The sequence below is a fragment of the Lentilactobacillus kisonensis DSM 19906 = JCM 15041 genome, assembly GCF_001434135.1.
Classification (GTDB): Bacteria; Bacillota; Bacilli; order Lactobacillales; family Lactobacillaceae; genus Lentilactobacillus; species Lentilactobacillus kisonensis.
Genome location: NZ_AZEB01000002.1, coordinates 174816 through 194965, shown reverse-complemented (window position 1 = coordinate 194965; position 20150 = coordinate 174816). Strand labels below are relative to the sequence as shown.

At 42.3% G+C, this 20150-nt stretch carries 17 protein-coding genes; 7 read left to right on the top strand and 10 right to left on the bottom strand.

Features of this window, described 5'->3' with window-relative positions; translation table 11 throughout:
• Window positions 1-115: 115 nt before the first annotated feature.
• The 4 genes from FC98_RS02410 (at window position 116) to FC98_RS02395 (ending at window position 4372) form a co-directional block, all read left to right on the top strand.
• Window positions 116-1540 (top strand): MDR family MFS transporter, encoded by a 1425-nt coding sequence (locus tag FC98_RS02410; protein WP_420805275.1) that lies wholly within the window; start codon window positions 116-118, stop codon window positions 1538-1540.
• Window positions 1540-2259 carry a DUF4811 domain-containing protein gene (locus FC98_RS02405; protein ID WP_054654703.1) on the top strand — a complete coding sequence of 240 codons (720 nt, stop codon included), beginning with the start codon at window positions 1540-1542 and terminating at the stop codon, window positions 2257-2259. Before FC98_RS02410 ends, FC98_RS02405 begins: the two co-directional genes overlap by 1 nt.
• A 299-nt stretch (window positions 2260-2558) precedes the next feature.
• The gene (locus FC98_RS02400) at window positions 2559-3296 is read left to right on the top strand and encodes an SDR family oxidoreductase (RefSeq protein WP_008856415.1); all 738 of its coding nucleotides are present in this window, start codon (window positions 2559-2561) and stop codon (window positions 3294-3296) included.
• A 188-nt stretch (window positions 3297-3484) separates the two neighbouring features.
• Window positions 3485-4372, top strand: coding sequence for a LysR family transcriptional regulator (locus FC98_RS02395; RefSeq protein WP_008856414.1), 888 nt, complete (start codon window positions 3485-3487; stop codon window positions 4370-4372).
• 42 nt (window positions 4373-4414) lie between these two features.
• On the opposite strand, the gene FC98_RS02390 is transcribed toward FC98_RS02395, so the two are convergent.
• Window positions 4415-5383, bottom strand: a complete 969-nt coding sequence (locus FC98_RS02390; protein WP_008856413.1) for an aldo/keto reductase family protein — start codon at window positions 5381-5383, stop codon at window positions 4415-4417.
• A gap of 271 nt (window positions 5384-5654) precedes the next feature.
• Here FC98_RS02390 and FC98_RS02385 point away from each other — a divergent pair, with 271 nt between their 5' ends.
• Window positions 5655-6068, top strand: coding sequence for a MerR family transcriptional regulator (locus FC98_RS02385; RefSeq protein WP_008856412.1), 414 nt, complete (start codon window positions 5655-5657; stop codon window positions 6066-6068).
• A gap of 241 nt (window positions 6069-6309) precedes the next feature.
• Here FC98_RS02385 and FC98_RS02380 read toward each other — a convergent pair whose 3' ends face one another.
• Window positions 6310-6894 carry a peptidylprolyl isomerase gene (locus FC98_RS02380; protein ID WP_008856411.1) on the bottom strand — a complete coding sequence of 195 codons (585 nt, stop codon included), beginning with the start codon at window positions 6892-6894 and terminating at the stop codon, window positions 6310-6312.
• Between the two features lie 156 nt (window positions 6895-7050).
• Here FC98_RS02380 and FC98_RS02375 point away from each other — a divergent pair, with 156 nt between their 5' ends.
• On the top strand, window positions 7051-8316 hold the full coding sequence (locus tag FC98_RS02375; protein WP_056949142.1) for an MFS transporter: 1266 nt from the start codon (window positions 7051-7053) through the stop codon (window positions 8314-8316).
• 226 nt (window positions 8317-8542) lie between these two features.
• On the opposite strand, the gene FC98_RS02370 is transcribed toward FC98_RS02375, so the two are convergent.
• The 7 genes from FC98_RS02370 to FC98_RS02340 form a co-directional block, all read right to left on the bottom strand.
• Complete coding sequence (locus tag FC98_RS02370) at window positions 8543-10747, bottom strand: heavy metal translocating P-type ATPase (RefSeq protein WP_056949141.1); 2205 nt, start codon at window positions 10745-10747, stop codon at window positions 8543-8545.
• Between the two features lie 282 nt (window positions 10748-11029).
• Complete coding sequence (locus tag FC98_RS02365) at window positions 11030-11461, bottom strand: CopY/TcrY family copper transport repressor (protein ID WP_054654697.1); 432 nt, start codon at window positions 11459-11461, stop codon at window positions 11030-11032.
• Window positions 11462-11924: 463 nt separating this feature from the next.
• Entirely contained in the window at window positions 11925-12422 is a 498-nt protein-coding gene (locus FC98_RS02360) for a GNAT family N-acetyltransferase (protein ID WP_008857086.1), read from the bottom strand.
• 271 nt (window positions 12423-12693) lie between these two features.
• Entirely contained in the window at window positions 12694-13539 is an 846-nt protein-coding gene (locus FC98_RS02355) for a hypothetical protein (RefSeq protein ID WP_008857085.1), read from the bottom strand.
• A gap of 26 nt (window positions 13540-13565) precedes the next feature.
• Window positions 13566-14489 carry a GH25 family lysozyme gene (locus tag FC98_RS02350; RefSeq protein ID WP_008857084.1) on the bottom strand — a complete coding sequence of 308 codons (924 nt, stop codon included), beginning with the start codon at window positions 14487-14489 and terminating at the stop codon, window positions 13566-13568.
• Between the two features lie 370 nt (window positions 14490-14859).
• The gene (locus FC98_RS02345) at window positions 14860-17394 is read right to left on the bottom strand and encodes a M1 family metallopeptidase (protein ID WP_054654695.1); all 2535 of its coding nucleotides are present in this window, start codon (window positions 17392-17394) and stop codon (window positions 14860-14862) included.
• 499 nt (window positions 17395-17893) lie between these two features.
• Window positions 17894-18370, bottom strand: coding sequence for a universal stress protein (locus tag FC98_RS02340; protein ID WP_235803563.1), 477 nt, complete (start codon window positions 18368-18370; stop codon window positions 17894-17896).
• Window positions 18371-18712: 342 nt separating this feature from the next.
• Between FC98_RS02340 and FC98_RS02335 the strand changes: the two genes are divergently transcribed.
• Window positions 18713-19612 carry an EamA family transporter gene (locus tag FC98_RS02335; protein WP_054654693.1) on the top strand — a complete coding sequence of 300 codons (900 nt, stop codon included), beginning with the start codon at window positions 18713-18715 and terminating at the stop codon, window positions 19610-19612.
• A 78-nt stretch (window positions 19613-19690) separates the two neighbouring features.
• Here the strand turns inward: FC98_RS02335 and FC98_RS14055 are convergent, their stop codons facing one another.
• On the bottom strand, window positions 19691-19996 hold the full coding sequence (locus FC98_RS14055) for a universal stress protein (protein ID WP_235803566.1): 306 nt from the start codon (window positions 19994-19996) through the stop codon (window positions 19691-19693).
• Window positions 19997-20150: the final 154 nt, after the last annotated feature.

Genomic DNA, 20150 nt, shown 5'->3' with positions numbered 1-20150 from the left:
AATCTTATATTAGTCAGGAATCGTTTTTTGGACAAAATCTAATTTGAAGTGAAGAAGGTAATCAATCGTGACAAATTCCGTAGACGAAAACGGAAAGCCATATAACCGTGGAATCATGATCGTGGTCATTTTAATCGGTACGTTCTGTACCGTTTTGAACCAGACCATTCTTTCAACGGCCTTTCCTACTATAATGAAAGCATTTAGTGTTTCAACATCAACTGTTCAGTGGCTTACCACTGGATTCATGATGGTTAACGGGATTATGATCCCAATTAGTGCTTGGCTAAGCACCCGTTTTAATTCCAAGATGCTCTATATCAGTGCGATGACGACATTCTTTATCGGAACCGTTGTCTGTTACATTGCCCCTAATTTCGGCATGTTACTAACTGGCCGGCTGATCCAAGCATTGGGTGTCGGGGTCACCATGCCATTGCTTCAAACAATCATGTTGTCAATTTTTCCACCTGCCAAACGGGGAACTGCCATGGGGCTTGCCGGAATTGTTATCGGCTTGGCACCAGCCATTGGCCCAACCCTTTCTGGATGGGTCATTGATAACTGGACATGGCGAGATCTCTTTGGGATGATCATTCCATTGATGCTCCTTGTTATTTTGGCAAGTTTCTTCTTTGTTAAGAGTGTGCTGCCTACCAAAAAAGTGGGGACCGACCTCTTATCCATTGTCATGTCAACGGTTGGATTTGGTAGCCTACTGTACGGCTTCTCATCCGTTGGTGAAGATGGCTGGGGCAGCGCAACCGTTATTAGTACATTAGTGATTGGGGTTATCTTTATCGCCCTATTCATCTGGCGTCAATTAACCATGAAGAAACCATTCCTAGAATTCCGGGTATACCGTTCCTTCCCATTCACCATTTCTGCCATCCTTAGTTCCGTTACAATGATGGCCATGGTTGGCGTTGAAATGGTCATTCCATTGTACCTCCAGATTGTTAAAGGAATGTCTGCGTTTGAATCCGGACTTACCTTACTGGCTGGGGCTATTATGATGGGAATCATGAGTCCAATTACTGGTCGAGCCGTAGACCGGTTTGGTGCTAAACGGCTGTCAATTATCGGGATGTTCTTACTAACACTGGGTTCTATTCCGTTCATCTTTATCACTAAGAGCACACCAACCATTTACATTGTCTTCTTCTATGCCATTCGGATGTTTGGTATTTCAATGTCAATGATGCCAGCAACAACAGTTGGTATGAACTCACTCCCCATCAACTTATTGAGTCACGGAACTGCCGTTAACAACACTCAAAGACAGGTTGCCAGTTCAGTTGGAACTGCCGTGTTGATTAGTATCCTAACAAACGTTACCAAGAACAACATGCCTTCTAAGCATATGTTGTCTACTAATCCGTTGAACTACCAGACACACGCGATTAACGCAACTTTAAGTGGTTACCACGCCGCATTTATGATTTCGTTAATCTTCTGTCTGCTTGCATTCATCACCGCGTTCTTCTTGAAAAACCGTGGTCACTCATCTGACTATACCAAAGCAGGAGGCGAAGATTAATGATATTAGTAACCCTAACAATTAGTATTGTTCTTAGCTTTATCTTCTTCATTTATATCGAAAATAAGACTTGGAGTAACGTTTTAACCGGCATCGCGATTATCTGCGCGGTCCTCTCGACTTTCTATATCGTTAAAAACGACCATGATCACTATGGGATGAAACAGGTAACCGAAACAACTGCCCAGCCCATCTACTCCGTTGGTAAGTCCAAACAAATGCAGATGGTTCTGTACCAGCCAATCGGTTCAGCAAATAAAAAACAGGTTTATATTTATCAAAAATCTGCAGATACTAAGAAAAAGTCCCATACCAGGGCAAAGGACGACACTTCAAACAAGGTGGTTCGCATTAACGGTGAGTCAAAGATGATTACCAAAACCACCCGTTGGAAATATAAGAATAAAACTGCCAAGCTTTGGTTTGGAATCGCCGACGAAGGCAATAAGTTAGTCAAGCAGCATAATACGTTGTATATCAACAAAGACTGGCTCGTCCTCTCGACCACTCAAGCCAAAGCGTTGCAAAAGAAAATGGCTGATAAAGCTTATCAAGCCAAATTAAAAACTGCTGGCAAAGCTTTTGTCGAAAAGCAGGTCATGGCCGCGATGCAAAAGAACCCAACCATGTCCGCTGCTGATCGGGGAAAACTGGTTAAACAGGCAATCGCAGAATTCCAAGCACAGGCTGTTAAGAAATTAATTGCTTCATTAAAATAAATAAGAGTGCCTGTGATCGTGTCCGCTTTGATCCCAGAAACTCAAAAATGAACCCCAACCATCCTCACTTTTTGGATGGTTAGGGTTCATTTTTATCGGTTTACAAACATCGTCGTGCTAACCAAGCATTCTTAGCTTTTTAATTAGCCAAAAAATCCTGCAGAAACCGATGTTGCTCTCACACTTAATATAACTGTTAGTCATATTAGGTATTAACTTATAACTGTTCTACATTGATAAACAGTTGATTTATATTAGATTAATCACGTTAATATGAAGACATATTTGGAGGTCATAAAATGGATTTGAGTAAAAAAGTAATTGTTATTATGGGTGCATCATCCGGAATTGGTGCAGCAACAGCAAGGCTATTGGCCCAAGACAATGCCAAGTTATTCTTGGCTGCCCGCCGGATAAAACGCTTAGACGAAATTAAAGCCAAATTCCCAGCTGGTCACGTTGAAACATTTAAAGCTGATGTTACAAACTTTGATGAAGTGAAACGGGTTATTGATGCCGCGTTAAACGAATATGGCCGGGTAGATGTTCTCTATAATAATGCCGGCATTATGCCAACCGCACCGTTGATTGAAGGCCGACGAGATGAATGGCAGAATATGCTGCAAATCAACATTATGGGTGTTCTAAATGGAATCGCCGCAGCGTTGCCAAGTATGGCTGAAAATCATAGTGGTCACATTATTTCAACGGATTCTGTTGCTGGCCACGTTGTTGGTCCAGACGGTGCTGTATATAGCGGTACCAAATTCGCCGTTCGAGCTATTATGGATGGTTTGCGTGCTGAACAAGCCGAAAATAATATCAAAACGACAATTATTTCACCCGGGAGCACCGGGACCGAGTTATTTAACTCCATTAATGATCCCGATCAAAAACAATTTGCCAAAAACTTCTTCAAGAATATTAACGGCTTACAACCGGAACAGATTGCCCAAGCCGTTGAATTTGCTATTGGGACACAATCAAACATGTCGATCAGTGAGTTGATTATCCGACCGACCCGTCAATCCTTATAATAAGCAAACAGTTAAATAAGGACCATCATCCTTTGATTCTAAAAAAAACGGACTTAAACAATTATCCTGCTGGAATGATTGCTTGGGGCCGTTTTACTTTATGATCAGAATTACTTCCTGCGTGATCTGTTAAAATGAATAACACAATACAATAGTAATAAATCAACAATTATTTGAGGTGAATCATAATGGAATTACGGATACTAAGGTATTTCATCACAATTGTACGCGAGGGTAATATCTCTGGCGCTGCTAACGTTTTACATATTTCCCAATCCACCCTCTCAAGGCAGATTCAGGACTTAGAAGCTGAACTAGATACCACTTTATTTATTCGCGGCAGCCGTCAGATTAAGTTAACTTCTGATGGCCAATTTCTATATGCTCGTGCAGGTGAAATGATTCAGCTTGCCGATTCGACTACCCATGCAATTAATGCGAAAGATATCATTTCTGGAGATCTATTTATTGGTGCAGGTGAAAACTTCACCAGTGCTTTAGTTGCCCAAATTTTTTATCAAATCGTGACGACTTATAAGGAAGCACGGGTTCATTTAGTGAGCACAACGGGAGATCAAGTGCGTGCTGGTGTTGACAAAGGAACCCTTGATTTTGGTATCCTCACAACCGAAGCTCGCTTGCCAGAATATGGCCAATTGCGATTTTCGCAGAAAGATTCATGGGGCCTCGTTATGCCAGCCAATCATGAATTATCAGGCAAAGAGGTTCTTACACCAGCTGATTTAGTGAATCACCGAATTTTATTAGCCAGACAAGTAGACGTAGAACAAACACTACTAAGCTGGGCAGGTAACTATCGCGACCAGATACAAGTTGTCGGTACTTATGACATGTATTATAGTATGCACGTATTAGTCCGTAATCATGTCGGGTTAGCATTTTCGTTTGACAAACCTGATTATCACCAAACAAATAGCAGCCTTATCTTCCGCCCGTTAAGTGGCATGACTCGCTTTTCCTCAAAGTTGATTTGGAAAAAGGGCCGGTCCCATTCAAGACTAGCCCAGGTTTTTTTGACCAAAATAAGTGATAAAACAAATCATGATCACTATTAAGCTCAAGCAGTTGTTGCTTATAATTGGTTACACTTTTTCCTACTATCCAATCTTTCGTGAAAATTTCTTGAACCCAAACAATTTATCAATTCGAGGATAATAGTCATCAGGAATCTTTAAATCAATCGCCTTCAAATTATTCTTAAATTGACTAGGCTTGCTAGCACCAGTAATTAAGCTGGAAATTCTTGGATCTCTAAGTGCCCACGCCAAAGCAAAGGTTGATAAATCCGTATCCAACTCAGCAGCCATCTTAATTAGCTCTTCAACCTTATTCAAATTATCTTCAGTCAAGAGTGCCTTGATTTGGTCTTGGTAGGTTGCCCGGGAGCCAGCTGGAATCTGGTGGCCCTTGCGGTATTTGCCAGTAAGTAATCCCTGTGAAAGCGGTGAGAATGGCACAATCCCTAAACCTAACTTACCACAGACATCCAATAGTTCGTGCTCAATGTAACGATCAAACATATTGTACTGTGGTTGAACCACTGACATTGGATGCAGACCGCGTTGCTGAATGATTAATTGAGCTTCCAAAATCTGAACTGGTCGCCATTCACTCACGCCATAGTAAAGAATTTTACCTTGATCCACCAAATCACTTAATGCCTGCAACGTTTCTTCTAACGGCGTTTCAGGATCAAAGCGATGGCAAAAATAAAGGTCCAAATAATCCGTCTGCATATTCTTCAAGGAAGTATCAATTGATTCCATAATGTGCTTTCGGGACAAGCCCTGATCGTTGACACCATCACCTGTTGGGAAAAAGACCTTACTCGATAGTACCAGTTCCTTGCGAGGAAACTGTTTAAGCGTTTTGCCAAGGAACCGCTCGGCAGCACCGCCACTATAAGCGTCAGCACAATCAAAGAAATTAACCCCGCTCTCGTATGCTAATTTAATACTTTGAGCGGCCAAATCCTGCTTATCTGGTTCACTGACATCGGTCATCCAACTGCCTAATGCCAACTCGCTGACTCGTAAACCTTGTTTTCCTAAATGTCGATATTTCATTTTAGTTGTTCCTCCTATAATTTAGTGAGCGGAGCCAGTTTCTGCCTGGCGCATCTGTCCTAAGAAAAGTGAGCGGATCAAAGCGATTAGGGATCGGAGCGTAAGTCTCCTGTAACTAAAATCCATGGTTCTGGGATTTTGGTTACAGGTGCTTACGCGCAGATTCCTGCTTTGAGGAGCTGTCCTAGTAAAGAACTATCAGTTCCTTATTTACTCTACCCTAGCACCTCAAGTATACTTGAGGTAAAGACATTATTTAAGGAGTCCTATCATGAACACTTACACAATCGCAGAAGTTTCAGCAAAGTTTGGTTTGCCCATATCGACATTACGGTACTACGAGGAAATCGGGTTACTGCCGAATGTTGCCAGAGATGGTAAGAATCGGCTTTACAATCAGGATAACTTAGATCGATTAGCAGCAATTTGCTGTTTCAAAGATACCGGGATGACGCTCAAAGAACTCCAGACCCTCTTCCAGTATGAGGATCAAGATCACGACCTTAACGAAGTAGTGGATCTATTACAAACCCACTGCAGGCGAGTCGAAGACCAACTCGTTCTATTAAAGGAGAATCAACGCCATATTAGAAGGAAGCTTCAATACTACACGGACATTCGGGATGCCCAACTTAATCATCAGCCTCACCCAGACTGGAACGATTATCCGCTAAGTAAGTTTTAAGGTTCATCAAGCACAATCGGATACACACCAGACAAAAATTCACTTTTAGTTACCCTTGAATGGCTAACACTTTGACTTCCTAGTAATAATTGTTATTTAAATCACTGTGGAAGTTTCAATCTTATATCCCTTCAATCACTAATCGTCACAACAAAAGCGCAACCTAATATCACTTTTCCATTCAAGACTAGTAATTAGATTGCGCTTTTATTTGTGCGTCAACTGGTTTGCTTCAGCACTTTTATTTCTTAATTGTGACTGTTTCCATCACAACGTCTTCTTTTGGCTTATCAGACCCATTACGATCAACTTGGCTAATTTCCTTTACCACATCCATCCCGGCAACGACTTGTCCAAATACCGTATGCCTGAAATCAAGCCATGGGGTGCCGCCATTCTTATAGGCATCAATAATTGGTTCTGGATATCCCGCTGTCTTCATCTGTTGAACCATCCCGTCATCAACATGCTCATTAGTCACAATGAAGAACTGGCTGCCGTTAGTATCAGGGCCCGCGTTCGCCATTGATAATGCGCCATTAATATTGAATAGTTCAGGTGAAAATTCATCAGCGAAGTTGCTGCCAAAGCTACTTTCACCACCAGCACCCGTCCCAGTGGGATCACCGCCTTGAATCATAAAGTCTGGAATTACCCGATGAAATGTCACTCCATCATAGTAACCTTTCTCTGCTAATGCGACGAAGTTCTCGACCGTTTTAGGGGCTTGTTCTGGAAACAATTGAACCACAATGTCACCATGATTCGTTTTAATCGTTGCTTTAGGGCCATTTGCGTGTTCCAAATCTAGTTGAGGTAAGGTCATAACTGAATTTCTCCTTTATTATGCGTGATCGTTACTGAAAAAGCGTATCACATCTCACATATAAAGTCAGGTAAAAGCAGCTATTTATTGACACTTTCATCTCTAAATACGTTAGAATTGACTTGTACAAATTTTCACGAAGGTGGGGGTCCACGCATGAAAGTCAATCAAAATCACTGGCGCCGAAATATTTATCTTTTCTTAGTCAGCCAGTTTTTAACCGGTATCACCAGTATGATCGTTCAGTACGCCATTATTTGGTATTTGACCAAGAAAACCGGTTCAGCAACGGTATTGAGCATTGCCACTATTTTAGGAATGCTGCCAATGGTGATCCTTAGTCCGTTTGTTGGTCCTATGGTTGATCGGTGGAACAAAAAAGGCCTCCTAATTTTCCCGGACGTTTTTGCTGCCTGTTTCGCTATTATTCTTTCCGTATCCGGAACGGTCTTTCACGTATTTCCACTTTGGCTCATTTTTATTTCATTACTGATGCGGTCTTGTGCGCAAACCTTCCAGATGCCAACGATTCAATCGGTAATGCCCACAATGGTGCCAGACAAAGAAATTACCCGAATGAACGGCCAACTGGGAATGGTACAATCCGCGAATATGATTATTGCCCCAGCACTGGGCGCGTTTTTATTTGCGTTTATCCCCATTGAATACTTAATTCTGTTAGACGTACTTGGGGCCATCATTGGGATTTGTATTTTAACTTGGGTTCAAATTCCTAACAATGAAAAGGTCGATCAGCCAATGCATGTACTCCACAACACCCGCTTAGGGATCAAACAACTTACGAATAACAAGGGCTTGTGGTACATTACGTTGATCGGCGCCGTCTTCACACTAACCTACATGCCCGCTGCCAGCATGTATCCACTCATGACCATGAAATACTTTCAGGGAACCGTTAGTCAGGCTGGCTTAATCGAAGCTATTTATTCAACTGGCATGCTAATCGGTGGCACCATCATTGGCCTCTTTGGTAAGTGGCAAGATCGGATGAAGCCCGTAATCATTGCGTTTTTCCTGGTTGGTATTCCAACCGGTATTAGTGGCGTTTTGCCAGGTAACCAAACCGGATTTTTATGGTTCGCAGCTCTAAACATTATTGAAGGAATTGCGACCCCATTTTTTACAACGCTTTTAATGGCAATGATTCAACAAAGTTATCCAGCAGAAGAGTTAGGGCGGATTCTGGGCGTTTTGAATTCTTTGTTGAATCTAGCTGGACCAATTGGCCTGATTTTTGCCGGTCCCCTAGCCGATATGATTGGCATTGAGCGCCTATTCGTGATTGCCGGAATCGGTGCCGCCATTTGCGGGGTAGTCGCGATGTTAATGCCAATTACCAGGCAATATGATATTAGGCTACATCAAAAATTGGCGAAATTGACTGAGCAACCAGATAAATAATTAACGTGACGATTGCAAAGAAGCGGGTGGGACATACCTCATTTCATTCATTTGTAATGGCAACGTTGATCACCACCTTTATATTGATTAAATCTGCGACAAACGGCAGATCCCTGCCATTTAACAAAGGAGGACCACTATTCCCAAAAACAGGAATAATGGCCCTCCTTCGTTAAATTCTGGGATCTAAACGCCTATTGTCCCAGTCTTTTTTGTCATAACTTAACTACGCGTTTTTGATCTTTTCACCAGTCAATCCCATCGCATTAATTGCCACGATAATTGTCGACATCGCCATGACCGCAGCACCAACGGCTGGGTCTAGAATGATTCCAATAAATGACAACACACCGGCAGCGAGTGGAATTGCCACAATATTGTAGCCTGCTCCCCACCAGAGGTTTTGAACCATTTTCCGGTTTGTGAGTTTAGCCAAATCAAGGAAATGTAAAATATCACTGGGTTCTGACTTAACCAACACAACATCGGCGGAATCAATGGCAACATCAGTTCCGGCTCCAATTGCAATTCCAATATCGGCTGCAGCAAGGCTCGGCGCGTCATTTACGCCATCACCGACCATGATGACGTGATTACCCTTTGCTTGATAATCAGCAATAATTTTTTGCTTATCATCTGGTAATAGGCCTGCATGAAATTCAGTTAGTCCCAGGATATTAGCAACGTGTTCCGCGGCTTTTTGATTATCGCCAGTGAGCATTACCGGCGTAATTCCTCGCTTCTGGAGGCCACTAATTAATTCCTTAGCACCCGCTTTGATGGTGTCGCCTTCAGCAACCATCCCCTGAACCTGGGTACCCTGCAATAGAAAGCTGACTGAATTACCCTTAGCAGCCCATTTGTCAGCGATAGTCTTATCAAACTTGATCCCCTGCTTCGTTAAATAGTTACCGTTAACAATTGTATAGTCAGTGCCGTCAACATTACCAGAAATACCAACCCCAGGGATGTTTTGAGACTTTTCAGCCGCACCAACTACGATCCCTTTCGTTTGAGCTTCAGTAATGATTGCCTGGGCCAGCGGATGAGTCGAATTATTTTCAAGGGCTGCCAGTCGGCTTAATAACGTTGCTTCATCAATCCCATCATTTGGAATCAATGCGTTCACCGTAAATTTACCTTCTGTTAACGTGCCAGTTTTATCCAAGAGAACGTGGCTAACATGTTGACTCGCTTCAATGGCTTGGCGATTTCGAACTAATAGCCCATTTTGAGCTCCAATCGTAGTAGAGCGAGAAACCACTAATGGAATCGCTAATCCTAATGCGTGCGGGCAAGCAATCACGAAGACGGTCACCATGATCGTCATTGCGGTCGCCAATCCCTGGGGTAACCAGGCAAAGAAAGCAATAATCCCGACACCAAATGCCGCGTAAAATAGATACTTGGCAACTAAGTCAGCTTTATCTTCTGCTTTAGATTTGGCTTGCTGGGCAGTTTGAACCATTTTCATTACCTGAGAAAGATAGCCAGAGTCACCGGTCCCGCTAATTTTAACCGTTAGCGTTCCATTATTGTTGGTTGCACCACCAATGACCTTATCGCCAACGTTCTTGGTAACGGCAGCAGATTCACCGGTTACCAGTGCTTCATTCACGGTCGACTCCCCAGCCGTAATGACACCATCGGCTGGAATACTCTCACCTGAACGGACTTGGAAAGCTTGACCGACCTTTAAGTCAGATACCGGCACTTCTTTTGTTTCACCATTATCCGTAACTAAATGGGCCGTCTTAGGCAACAGGGCTGCCATTTTTTGCAAGGCATCCCCAGCCCCCATCAATGCATTCATTTCAATCCAGTGCCCTAGAAGCATAATTAAAATCAGAGTTGCAAGTTCGAACGAAAAATCCATTACATGATTTGCCGGATTCAAGAAATTGTTGGCAATGAATGCGTACAAACTGTAAAAATAGGAAACGGAAATTCCAAGGGTTACTAACGTCATCATTTCAGGAGATTTATCCTGAATTTCTGCTTTAGCCCCTTTTAAAAATGGCATCCCACCATAAAAGTAAAGCGCTGTATCAAACAAAACGATAATAATGCCAACAATTAGCGGTGAACTGAAACTAAGGATGGAAACGTTTAAGCCCATGATTGGTGCTAACAGTAAAACTGGAATCGCCAAGACAACGGAAACCCAAAATTTAACTTTCAAATTCCCCATGTGCATCATTGAGCCACCGTGCATCATCATGTCGGTCCCAGCCATATCCATATCGTCGTGATCCATCCCACTCATGTTCATCCTTTCGTGGTCCATATTCATTTGGCTGTGATCCATTTTTGACATATTGTGATCCATATTCATGCCATCATGATCCATATGACTCATATTTGATTCATTATTTGCCATATTCTTAGCATTCATGTTTTTCATATTCATATGGTTTTCTTTATTTGCCATGATTATCGACCTCCTAAAAAGTAAGTGTGCGTAGCAAAGCGGTTAGAAAGCGAAGCCTAAGCTACTCCGTTCAGAAATCCTGGTTTTGGATTTTTGAACGGAGTAGCTTAGGTGCAGCTTTCTGCTTTGCGGAGCACCATTCCACTATATAAATAAGAATTACAACAAAAGCTCATAATTTTTTCCGTTAGAAATCACAGGTTCTAGATTTTTGTAAAGACGACTTAGGTTCAGGCTTCTGCTTTGTGCAGCAATCCTAAAAGTGAGCAAAGCAACACAGTCTTAACACGTTTGATCACCTGGCAAACAGTTACACTGAACTTCTTCGGGTGCTGTTTTAGCCTTTTCAGCTAGAATTGCCTGTAAGTTCGCAATATCTGCCCGTGAGAGTTCCCTGGACTGAATAACGCCGGCAATTGTCGAACCAGCCCGCATTGCACACATATGATCAAACAGATCATCTGCCGCTGCCGCCATTGATTCTTTCTCACCAACGACAGGCTTATACGTAAATGGTCGACTATCGCCATACTGCGCAACCGCCTGTTTTTGAATCAACCTATGAAGTAACGTTTTGGTTGTTGAAGCTGACCAACCTTCTAATTCATTCATAGCATCGATTAATTCACGACTAGTTGCATGCCCCATTGTCCAAATTGCTCTCATAACGATCCATTCAGAATCGGTGATGGTTACATTCTTTGCATCCTTCAATTGGCTTCCTCCATTAATTGAATTCTAAGTTTACGTTTGTAGTCTCTTAACGCTTATTAGTTTACAACTGTAGTCACAATAATGCAACCTTTCTGCCAGAAAATACCATGACACTAAAAAACGCCTAGATAATATTCCAGGCGTGGTTTGATGAAATATGTTAAATTGATGATCTGGGAATTTTTGGCTTTCTTGTTAGTATGGTGAAATGCGTTTTATCTTAGTCACCGAGCGTTCCCCCCCTACATAGTAGAACGTGCTGCACCAAACAGAGACCTGCATCTCAGTCTTCACCGCCGAAAATCCAAGCCCGAATGTACAAAGGCCTGGTCTCTTAGACATCACAGATTAGGACCGCTCCACAAAACAGAAAGCTGCACCTAAGCCACTCCTGTCAAAAGCCCAATCCCATGGCTTTCAACAGGAGTGGCTTAGGCTCCGCTTTCTAACCGCTTTGTTTCGCTCACTTCTTAAAATGCCTGCCCAGAATATCTAAACTCCGCCGTTGACCATCCATTATTGCAACGTCTGGTAAATGGCCCCATGTTTCAAATTGATTTTGCTTAAATAGATGTTGGCTTGGCTGATTATGGCTAAAAATAAAGGCGACCAACGCATCTAACCCTAATCGGGGCAATTGACTTGTCACGTAGACAATCGCTTGCTGACCAATTCCCTGGTGACGGAAATTCTTGTCAATATAGATACTGATTTCCGCCGTCTTATGATAAGCTGGCCGGCCATAAAATGATTCTAAGCCTACCCATCCAGCAATCTTATCATCGTCCTTAATCACCCAAAGCGGACGGCTATCTGGGTTAAATGATTCAAACCACGGCTGGCGGGAAGCAACTGAAACTGGTTCCAGATCCGCCGTAGCTAGTCGACTGGGAATTGTTTCATTATAAATTGCCACAATCTTGGGCAGTTCTGCCTGTTTTGCATAGTCAAACTTAATCATAATTAAAGCCACCTCATCCCTATTAATACTTAATTATTCTACGACAGACAGATTGCTCGTGCAATATCACACAGAGATGGCACGTGGTCAACTCAATTTTGATAAAAGAAAAACGCACCAGCAATTGTGCTGATACGTTAAACGAATAACTATTATAGCCACTTTTTGATGGCCCCAACTTAGAAAGGAGCCGAAAATGGCTATTCTGCTTTAATAATTAGTTTGTAATTGTTCTTGATTACATAAAGAAGAAACGCTTGGTTCCGCACTCTTACTTGATACTTGCTGCCATTCTAATCCCCACAGCCTGATCATTCGTTTTTAACGTATAGATAACGTTATTTTCTTGCCAGGCAATCGTCTGGTCCTGACCAGTGCCCACGCTAAATTTAATTGTTCCTTGGTTTTTCGGTGCGGGTAACGCATAAGTATCAAACATTGCCGCCATCGTCTTTGCTGACTTTCTCGGTGATGTATTATTGACCTTGCTACCATGAACATTAACCGACCAATTTCCTTCGTTCCAGGAAATATACTGTTGACCAGCTCCGCCTTGAATATGACCAACAATTGAATGGCCCAAGTTAATCTTAGGTAATCCTTTGTTAGCTTGAGGACTAGTATAATCCAACTCTTGCTGGGCAGCATGAGCAGAATCGTACGTTTTCTTGCTCAAAACTGCATAGGCAGATTCGGACTTAATGCTGGCATCATTTAACTTCAAGCCTTCATTACCTAAACTATAGTAAATTGTGTTATTCGCAGAATTTCCCGTATAACGGATATGAACTGCCTTACTAGATTGACTAAGGCCTGAAGCTTGCGGTAATTTTGTTCCTGGCAATTGGCTAGCTAACTGCTTCGTCAATGAGGAAAAATCATAGTTGTCATTTGCCTGAGAACCACTTGTTTTGGTTGTCGCTGAGCTTGAACTAGCGGCGTTGCTACTTGAAGCAGCCGCCTGCTTACTGGTCTGGCTACTTGAACTTGCAGAACTGGAATTCTGCATTGTTGTCTTGGATTCACTACTAAGTTTGCTCTTATCGGCGTTTCCATTGCCGCAGCCCACAAGAATCAGACTCAGCAACAAAATACCACCTAATTTGTAAACCTTCATTGGTTACCTCCGTCACTTTTGCTTAATTATTGGGCCACATAATTTTTATTGGCAGTCAAATATTGACCATCAGCCGTCACAAAGTAATATGAGCCAGTTGCCCGCTGTTTAATATCACTAATTTGAACGGTTGCCCCAGGGGCTAGTGCTTTAACCCGGTTAGCCTTCGTGAAAGTCGTTGAGTTATACAGATAAACCTTCTTATTAACGGTTACTGATGATACAACACTAGAGAAATAGGACGCTTTGACCGCCTTGGCTTCTGTACCACCAACCCACCACGTAACTGGCTTACTTGAATTCAGAATTGTACTGGCATCAACCGATTCTTTAAGCGCTGGAATGTACTTTTTGTTGCTATACTGCCATAAATCGGTTTGAATTGTCGGCTTTGCAGAATAGTTAGCAATCCACTGAGCGTCAAAGGACTTCTTGGCTGTATTAGCGTACGTCGTTGCAAATGATTGGTAAGAATAGAAAATTAACTTTTCATTCGTCAATGACCGCATTTCATTATACCACGCCTTCACAGCGGCATTCGTTGAACCCGACTTAACATTGTTTTCTTCATAATCAAGGACATAAAACTTTGCGTTCTTGTTAGACCGCTGATAGAACAACTTTGCCTCTTGTTTGGCACTAGCTGCGCTTGTAAAGGTTGCGTAATCGTACTCTCCAAACGGAATACCATACTTGACATACAGATTCGTATTGCTGGTCGCATACTTATCAACATAATTTGCGCCATACTGGCGACGATTGATGATAAATGGCACTTGGCCCTTTAGATCCGCCACCTGCGAATCGCTAAGTTTGCCCTGCCATTCGGAAATATCAGGGATGATCGTTGAACTAGCTGATGCTTTAATCCCACCAAGCAGTGAGAATGAAAAAATCAGTGTAAATACTGATAAAATAATAATCTTTAGTTTTGATTTTCCGATGATCATTTAAAGCCACCTCATATGTTATTTATTGATTGTCGATTGAACACTCAATCAACATACGATAAATTCCAATTCGATACAATGTCAGATGGCTGTTTGCAATAAAATATTACATTTCGGTAGACTGTCAAATCAGTCCAGATTAAACTTCATTTCAAGTGTGTTATGTTTTTGTAACAATCAGTAAGTTAACCATTGAGACATCAAATTTGCATCTTGTGATAACAACCATCACTAATCCCCACAAACTGACCTTCATTAATTAACATAACGTCAGTAAACCAGATAACCATTCAAAAAAGTGACTGGATTCCCTTAAATGGGGTATGCCAGCCACTTTTATAAAGATTAATTATTTTCAATTAAAAGTCAGTTACTTAATCGCTTTTTCAACCGCAGTGTTAACTGCCTGCTTCTCATCCTCAACCAAACTAACGCGACTTTCAATGATACTAATATCCATTTTAATTTCGCGGGTTAATCCTGGTGTTGGAATCTTGGGTTCAAAGAAAGCCTTAAACTCTGCGAGTCGATCTGCAGTATGGAAAATATTAGCCGTCACGGTAATGTAAGTTGCGAATTCCATGTCGCCACCAACCGTATCTTCTAACCACTGCCAATCATTTCTAATCCAATCCCAAGCCGCTTGTTGACCGTTGTCATTGGCTAGAACACCCCGGAACCAGGCACGCAAATCTTGTGGCTTAATCGTATCAGCATCCTCAAACTTTTCAACTAACTTCGCAATCAACTTAGGATCCGTCGTACTCGTCAACGCAGCACAAATATCAGCCTTGTAACTCGCATCTGAAGATTGACGATAAGCTGATAGCAGTTGGTCAAACAAGTCGGCACTACCAAAGTTTTTAACCTCATTGCGTAATACGAACACCCGAACGTCAGCTGGCAAGGAAACGAGCTTATTTTGGTTATCCGTAAACAATTGATGAGCCGAGGCAATTGCCGTGGCATTCTTAGCATATAATGCCGCATTCAATACATACGGCCGCGTCAATTGATCATCATTTGATTCGCCAGCCTTTGGTGTCCAGCCTAAGCGGGAAACTTGCTTTGCACTCAGTTTATCAAAGAAGGTTTGTAATGCTTTTTCTTCATTAGAGTTAGGCGTGACAAACTTCTTCAAATTATTGGCAACTCGGTATAACGCCGCGTTAACGATATTTGACTGACTATCTGCAAACCTTGGCAATAACGGCACAATATTTGCGTATGAGTTTTTACGGCCATCAGCTAACAAACGCAGGTCTTGGAGAATTTGTAACTGCGAAATGGCGTCCAACGAATCCACGTGATCCAGGATATCCTTCATCAAAGTTTCATCATATTGAATGATAAAGTGTGAATTGTTGCCAACGTTGAGGATGAATGGCTTGCCACTATCCCGTCGTAGTTGCGCGTAATCTCCGATCGTGACACGCTTGTCGGCCATAATTTTAGGGACAACGCTGTAGTTACTATTTAGCGGAATCTGCCATTTGCGATCAACATCCTTGCCATCGCCAATAAAGAACTGCTGCTGGGTTAGCGTTAAGCTGCCATCAACGACTGCCGCAGTGACCACCGGATAACCAGGCTGTTCCAGCCACGAGTTCATGATTGCCCCAACGTTCATTCCAGAAGCGTCCCCTAATGCAGACCATAAATCAGCACCAGTTGCATTGTGGAACTTGTGAGCGGCAAAATAATTCTTCAAGCCTGTACGTAGCGCATCATCACCAACCAAGGCTCTTGCCATTACCAGCATCCGGGCACCCTTAGCATAAACAATTGCGGAATCAAAAATCGAATCAATTTCAGCTGGGTTTTCAACCTGAACGTGAACTGGTTGAACGCCGTCTGTCGCATCCCGTTGTAATGCTGCGGGAGCATCTGATGTTTGAAAGACTTCCCAAATATGCCAGTCTGGTTCAATGGCATCAATCGCCACGTATTCCATCATGTTGGCAAAGCTCTCATTTAACCAGAGATCATCCCACCACTTCATCGTGACTAAATCACCGAACCACTGATGTGCCAACTCATGGGCAATGACGGTCGCAACCAGTTGTTTCATTTCAAATGACGTATTCTTAGGGTCTAGTAGTAAATATGCTTCCCGATAAGTTACCAATCCCCAGTTTTCCATTGCGCCCGCTGAAAAGTCAGGTAGTGCCAGTTGCCATGAATGCGGTAGTGGATACGGGGTTTGATAGAAGCTTTCATAGAATTCGATCGAGCGTTTCGCAATATCTAAAGCAAAGTCCAATTCATCGGCTTTATGAGCTTTGGTGGCAAAGACGCCCACCTTAACACCACTTTTAGTCGTCGTTTGCTTACTCTGAAGATCACCGAACGCAAAAGCAATCAGGTAAGTCGACATTCTCATTGTGGTATCAAAGTAGTGAACCCCATTTTCAGTCCGAACTTCGGGCATATTGCTAATGATCGTTTCACCTGGATGCTCATCATACTTAATTGCTAAGTCAAACGTGGCTTTAGCTTCAGGCTCATCCACACAAGGAAAGGCTTGGCGAGCAGCTGTTGTCTCAAACTGAGTACCAACAATCTGCTTCTTAGCGCCATTTACTTCATAGTATGACGGATAAATGCCCATCATTGTATCGGTTAATTTAGCTTTAAATACAATTGCCAGCGTGACGTCACCAGTCTTTTGCAAGTCGATATTGATTGCTTCATTCTCGTCGTCGACCTTAAAGACCACATCACTACCATCAGCCTGAACGGATTCAATGGTTAAGAATTTTTGATGAATTGAAATCGCTTGTTGCTTGGCATTACCGGTAATTGTCGATTTACCAGAAAATTGTTTGGTTTCCCGGTTGATATCGAGATCAATATCGTAATGTGTTGGTTGAAACTTTTCGTAAAAGTGGGTTAATTCTGCCATGAGCTGCCTCCTAGTAAGTTTAGTTAAGTATATTATACGACAATGCGAATAGACATCTAACCATTCGGCATAATTTAGTGAAAATGTTGTGATTAAAAAGCGATTGAGAATGATGCATTCCCAACCGCCTTTGAGTTTTAAAACAATATTTTTGCCAGTTAATGGTGATTTACATTGCAACCAGGTTTCTATTGCTGGATAGATTAGGATCTCTCTACAAAGCAGAAACTGGCGTATAAGCACCCTTGGTAAAAATTCCAAGCCGGGAATTTTTGGTTTTTTGGCATCATTGTGAAAACGTGCTCCACCAAGCAGAGACTTGCACATAAGCCCACTTTCTCATAAATCCAAACCCAGGGATTTATGATTTGGCAACATTGCGGAAACGTGCTACACCAAGCAGAAAGCTGCACCTAAGCTACTCCGTTCAAAAATCCAAGCCCGGGATTTCTGAACGGAGTAACTTAGGCTCCGCTTTCTAACCGCTTGGTTCCGCACTCTATGCATTTACCACCAACACCTGCGTCCCAGATTCTCTGACCACATGGTTGGTCGTTGAACCCAGAATCATGCGGTCAAATGCATTCATGCCAGTTTTGCCCATAATAATCAAATCGATATCATTTTCCTTCGCAAATTCAACGATCTTTTGCTTTGGATTACCGTCTTCAACAACACCATTAATGGTAACCCCCTGATTCCATGCCTGATCTCGACAACTTTCGACAATCTTGTGAGCTTTAGTGGATAACCCCTTATAAATGTCGGAGGACAACGCATCGGAATCATCCTTAATGTGATGAATTACCGATAGCGCCGTCACTTTCGCATGAAACACCTTACAGAATTCAACCGCAACGTCTAACGCCTTGTTCGCGTTGGCACTACCATCTAAAGGAACCAAAATATTTTCATACATCGTGAACGCCCCTTCCAAAAAGGTCAAACCTTCGTATCCAACTACTCCTACCGCCATTATACAATCTCCGGCCATCAAGTTTAAATAATATGCCATGATTGGAAGAAAATTGAGGCAAAACAAGAACTACTTAATTATTTATTTCGTTTATTGAGGACACCCAAGCTCAGCGTATTCCTGATCTAATAGTTTCCAAACAGGTATTGGTAAATTGGGCAACATTACCCCTTTCGCATACTTATTTAAATAAATAAAGTGATCGTATTAAGGTTCCGACTGACTTTTAATAACGATTGAGTTTTGCTAAGATAATACTGTTATTCTAATTTTCTAATCTAAGTCATCGACCCTTAACTTTCATGGCTGGCTCGTTTTAAATTCATTAATGAAGGTGATCACTTGAAACATTATGCGCCATTTTTGGTTGCCGTTGGTGCCATTAGTTACGGAATTCCCGGTTCACTATTCAAGCTTGCTCACGCCAACCGAGTTACCGATGGGCTGCTTTTAGCCATCACATTCTCAATTGCGTTTCTAGCTTTCAGTATTGGTAGGTTACTGCTTAACCAACAAAATCGAACGGTTTCTAGCTGTAAGGAGAAATGGCTGGTGATTATTTCCGGCAGTTCAATGGGATTTACCAATACGTTTTATATTTTATCGTTAGCGTACGTCCCGGTTGCAATTGCCGCTGTGATGATGATGCAGTCAGTATGGCTATCAATTCTAATTTCGTGCCTCATAAATCGTAAACTGCCAACCATTAACCAAACAATCAGTGTGGTGACTATTTTGGTCGGAACCATTCTGGCAACAGGCCTCCTGCCACTTCAACAAGCAGTTTCCTTTATCGGTATGGGCCTTAGCTTTTTATCAGCGTTGGCTTATGCGCTCACCATTCAGTTCACCGGAAATATTGGTCACGATCTCCATCCATTGACCAAAGCGCAACTGATGAGTATCGGTGCCTTAATCGTAGTATTAATTATCTGGGTACCCACTATTTTTCCGGTTCATCAGCTACCTGCCGCAATCAGTTGGGGTGGCCTGACATCGTTTTTTTCAATGATTTTACCACTGACCTGCTTTTCATTTTTCATGCCTCACCTGCCGCTTGGTGTTGGCCCAATTATTTCATCGCTGGAATTGCCTTCTTCGATTGTCTTTGCTTTTTTTCTGTTGAGAGAGCGGGTGACAACAGCCCAAATAGTCGGTGTCGTCTTGATTATCGCCGCGGTTATTTTGACAAACGTTCTGCCATTGAAGCTACGAAGAAAATATCAGCGGATGAAAGAATAAAGTCCAACTAAAGAAACGGTCACAGTCAAAATTCACATGAATTTTGACTGTGACCGTTTCTTTAGTTGGAAAATTTAATCATTCACTTACTACTAATACGTGAGCATTCGCATTTCTTGCAACGTATTCACTCGTAGATCCCAAGATAAACCGGTTAATGGCGTTAGTCCCGGACTTCCCTAATACAATCAAATCATAATTGTTGACTTTAGCAAACTTAACGATCATATGCTTGGGACTCCCGTTTTTGGCAGTCCCCTCAACCGTAATTCCCTGGTTTTGAGCTTGATCTTTACTGCCTTCAAGAACGTGATGCGCCCGGGCGGTTAATCCTTCGTAGATCCCAGCTGACAATGTTTCTGAACTGTAGTACGTATTACCAATGACTGATAGAAGATGGATTTTAGCATCCTCAAATGCCCGACTGATTTCAATGGCGACGTCTGACGTCTAATGCTTTTTGAGCATTATCGCTGCCATCCATGGGCGCTAAGATGTTTTTGTACACGGTCGGCTCTCCTTTCAACTTATAATAACG

Bases quoted from the DNA above. Each gene is read 5' to 3' on its own strand.
- FC98_RS02385 (WP_008856412.1), top strand. From the start codon at position 5,655: ATGAACACTTACACAATCGCAGAAGTTTCAGCAAAGTTTGGTTTGCCC.
- FC98_RS02355 (WP_008857085.1), bottom strand. From the start codon at position 13,539: ATGAAGGTTTACAAATTAGGTGGTATTTTGTTGCTGAGTCTGATTCTT.
- FC98_RS02345 (WP_054654695.1), bottom strand. From the start codon at position 17,394: ATGGCAGAATTAACCCACTTTTACGAAAAGTTTCAACCAACACATTAC.
- FC98_RS02350 (WP_008857084.1), bottom strand. From the start codon at position 14,489: ATGATCATCGGAAAATCAAAACTAAAGATTATTATTTTATCAGTATTT.
- FC98_RS02370 (WP_056949141.1), bottom strand. From the start codon at position 10,747: ATGGCAAATAAAGAAAACCATATGAATATGAAAAACATGAATGCTAAG.
- FC98_RS02400 (WP_008856415.1), top strand. From the start codon at position 2,559: ATGGATTTGAGTAAAAAAGTAATTGTTATTATGGGTGCATCATCCGGA.
- FC98_RS02405 (WP_054654703.1), top strand. From the start codon at position 1,540: ATGATATTAGTAACCCTAACAATTAGTATTGTTCTTAGCTTTATCTTC.
- FC98_RS02340 (WP_235803563.1), bottom strand. From the start codon at position 18,370: ATGGCGGTAGGAGTAGTTGGATACGAAGGTTTGACCTTTTTGGAAGGG.
- FC98_RS02390 (WP_008856413.1), bottom strand. From the start codon at position 5,383: ATGAAATATCGACATTTAGGAAAACAAGGTTTACGAGTCAGCGAGTTG.
- FC98_RS02360 (WP_008857086.1), bottom strand. From the start codon at position 12,422: ATGATTAAGTTTGACTATGCAAAACAGGCAGAACTGCCCAAGATTGTG.
- FC98_RS02410 (WP_420805275.1), top strand. From the start codon at position 116: ATGATCGTGGTCATTTTAATCGGTACGTTCTGTACCGTTTTGAACCAG.
- FC98_RS02375 (WP_056949142.1), top strand. From the start codon at position 7,051: ATGAAAGTCAATCAAAATCACTGGCGCCGAAATATTTATCTTTTCTTA.
- FC98_RS02380 (WP_008856411.1), bottom strand. From the start codon at position 6,894: ATGACCTTACCTCAACTAGATTTGGAACACGCAAATGGCCCTAAAGCA.
- FC98_RS02395 (WP_008856414.1), top strand. From the start codon at position 3,485: ATGGAATTACGGATACTAAGGTATTTCATCACAATTGTACGCGAGGGT.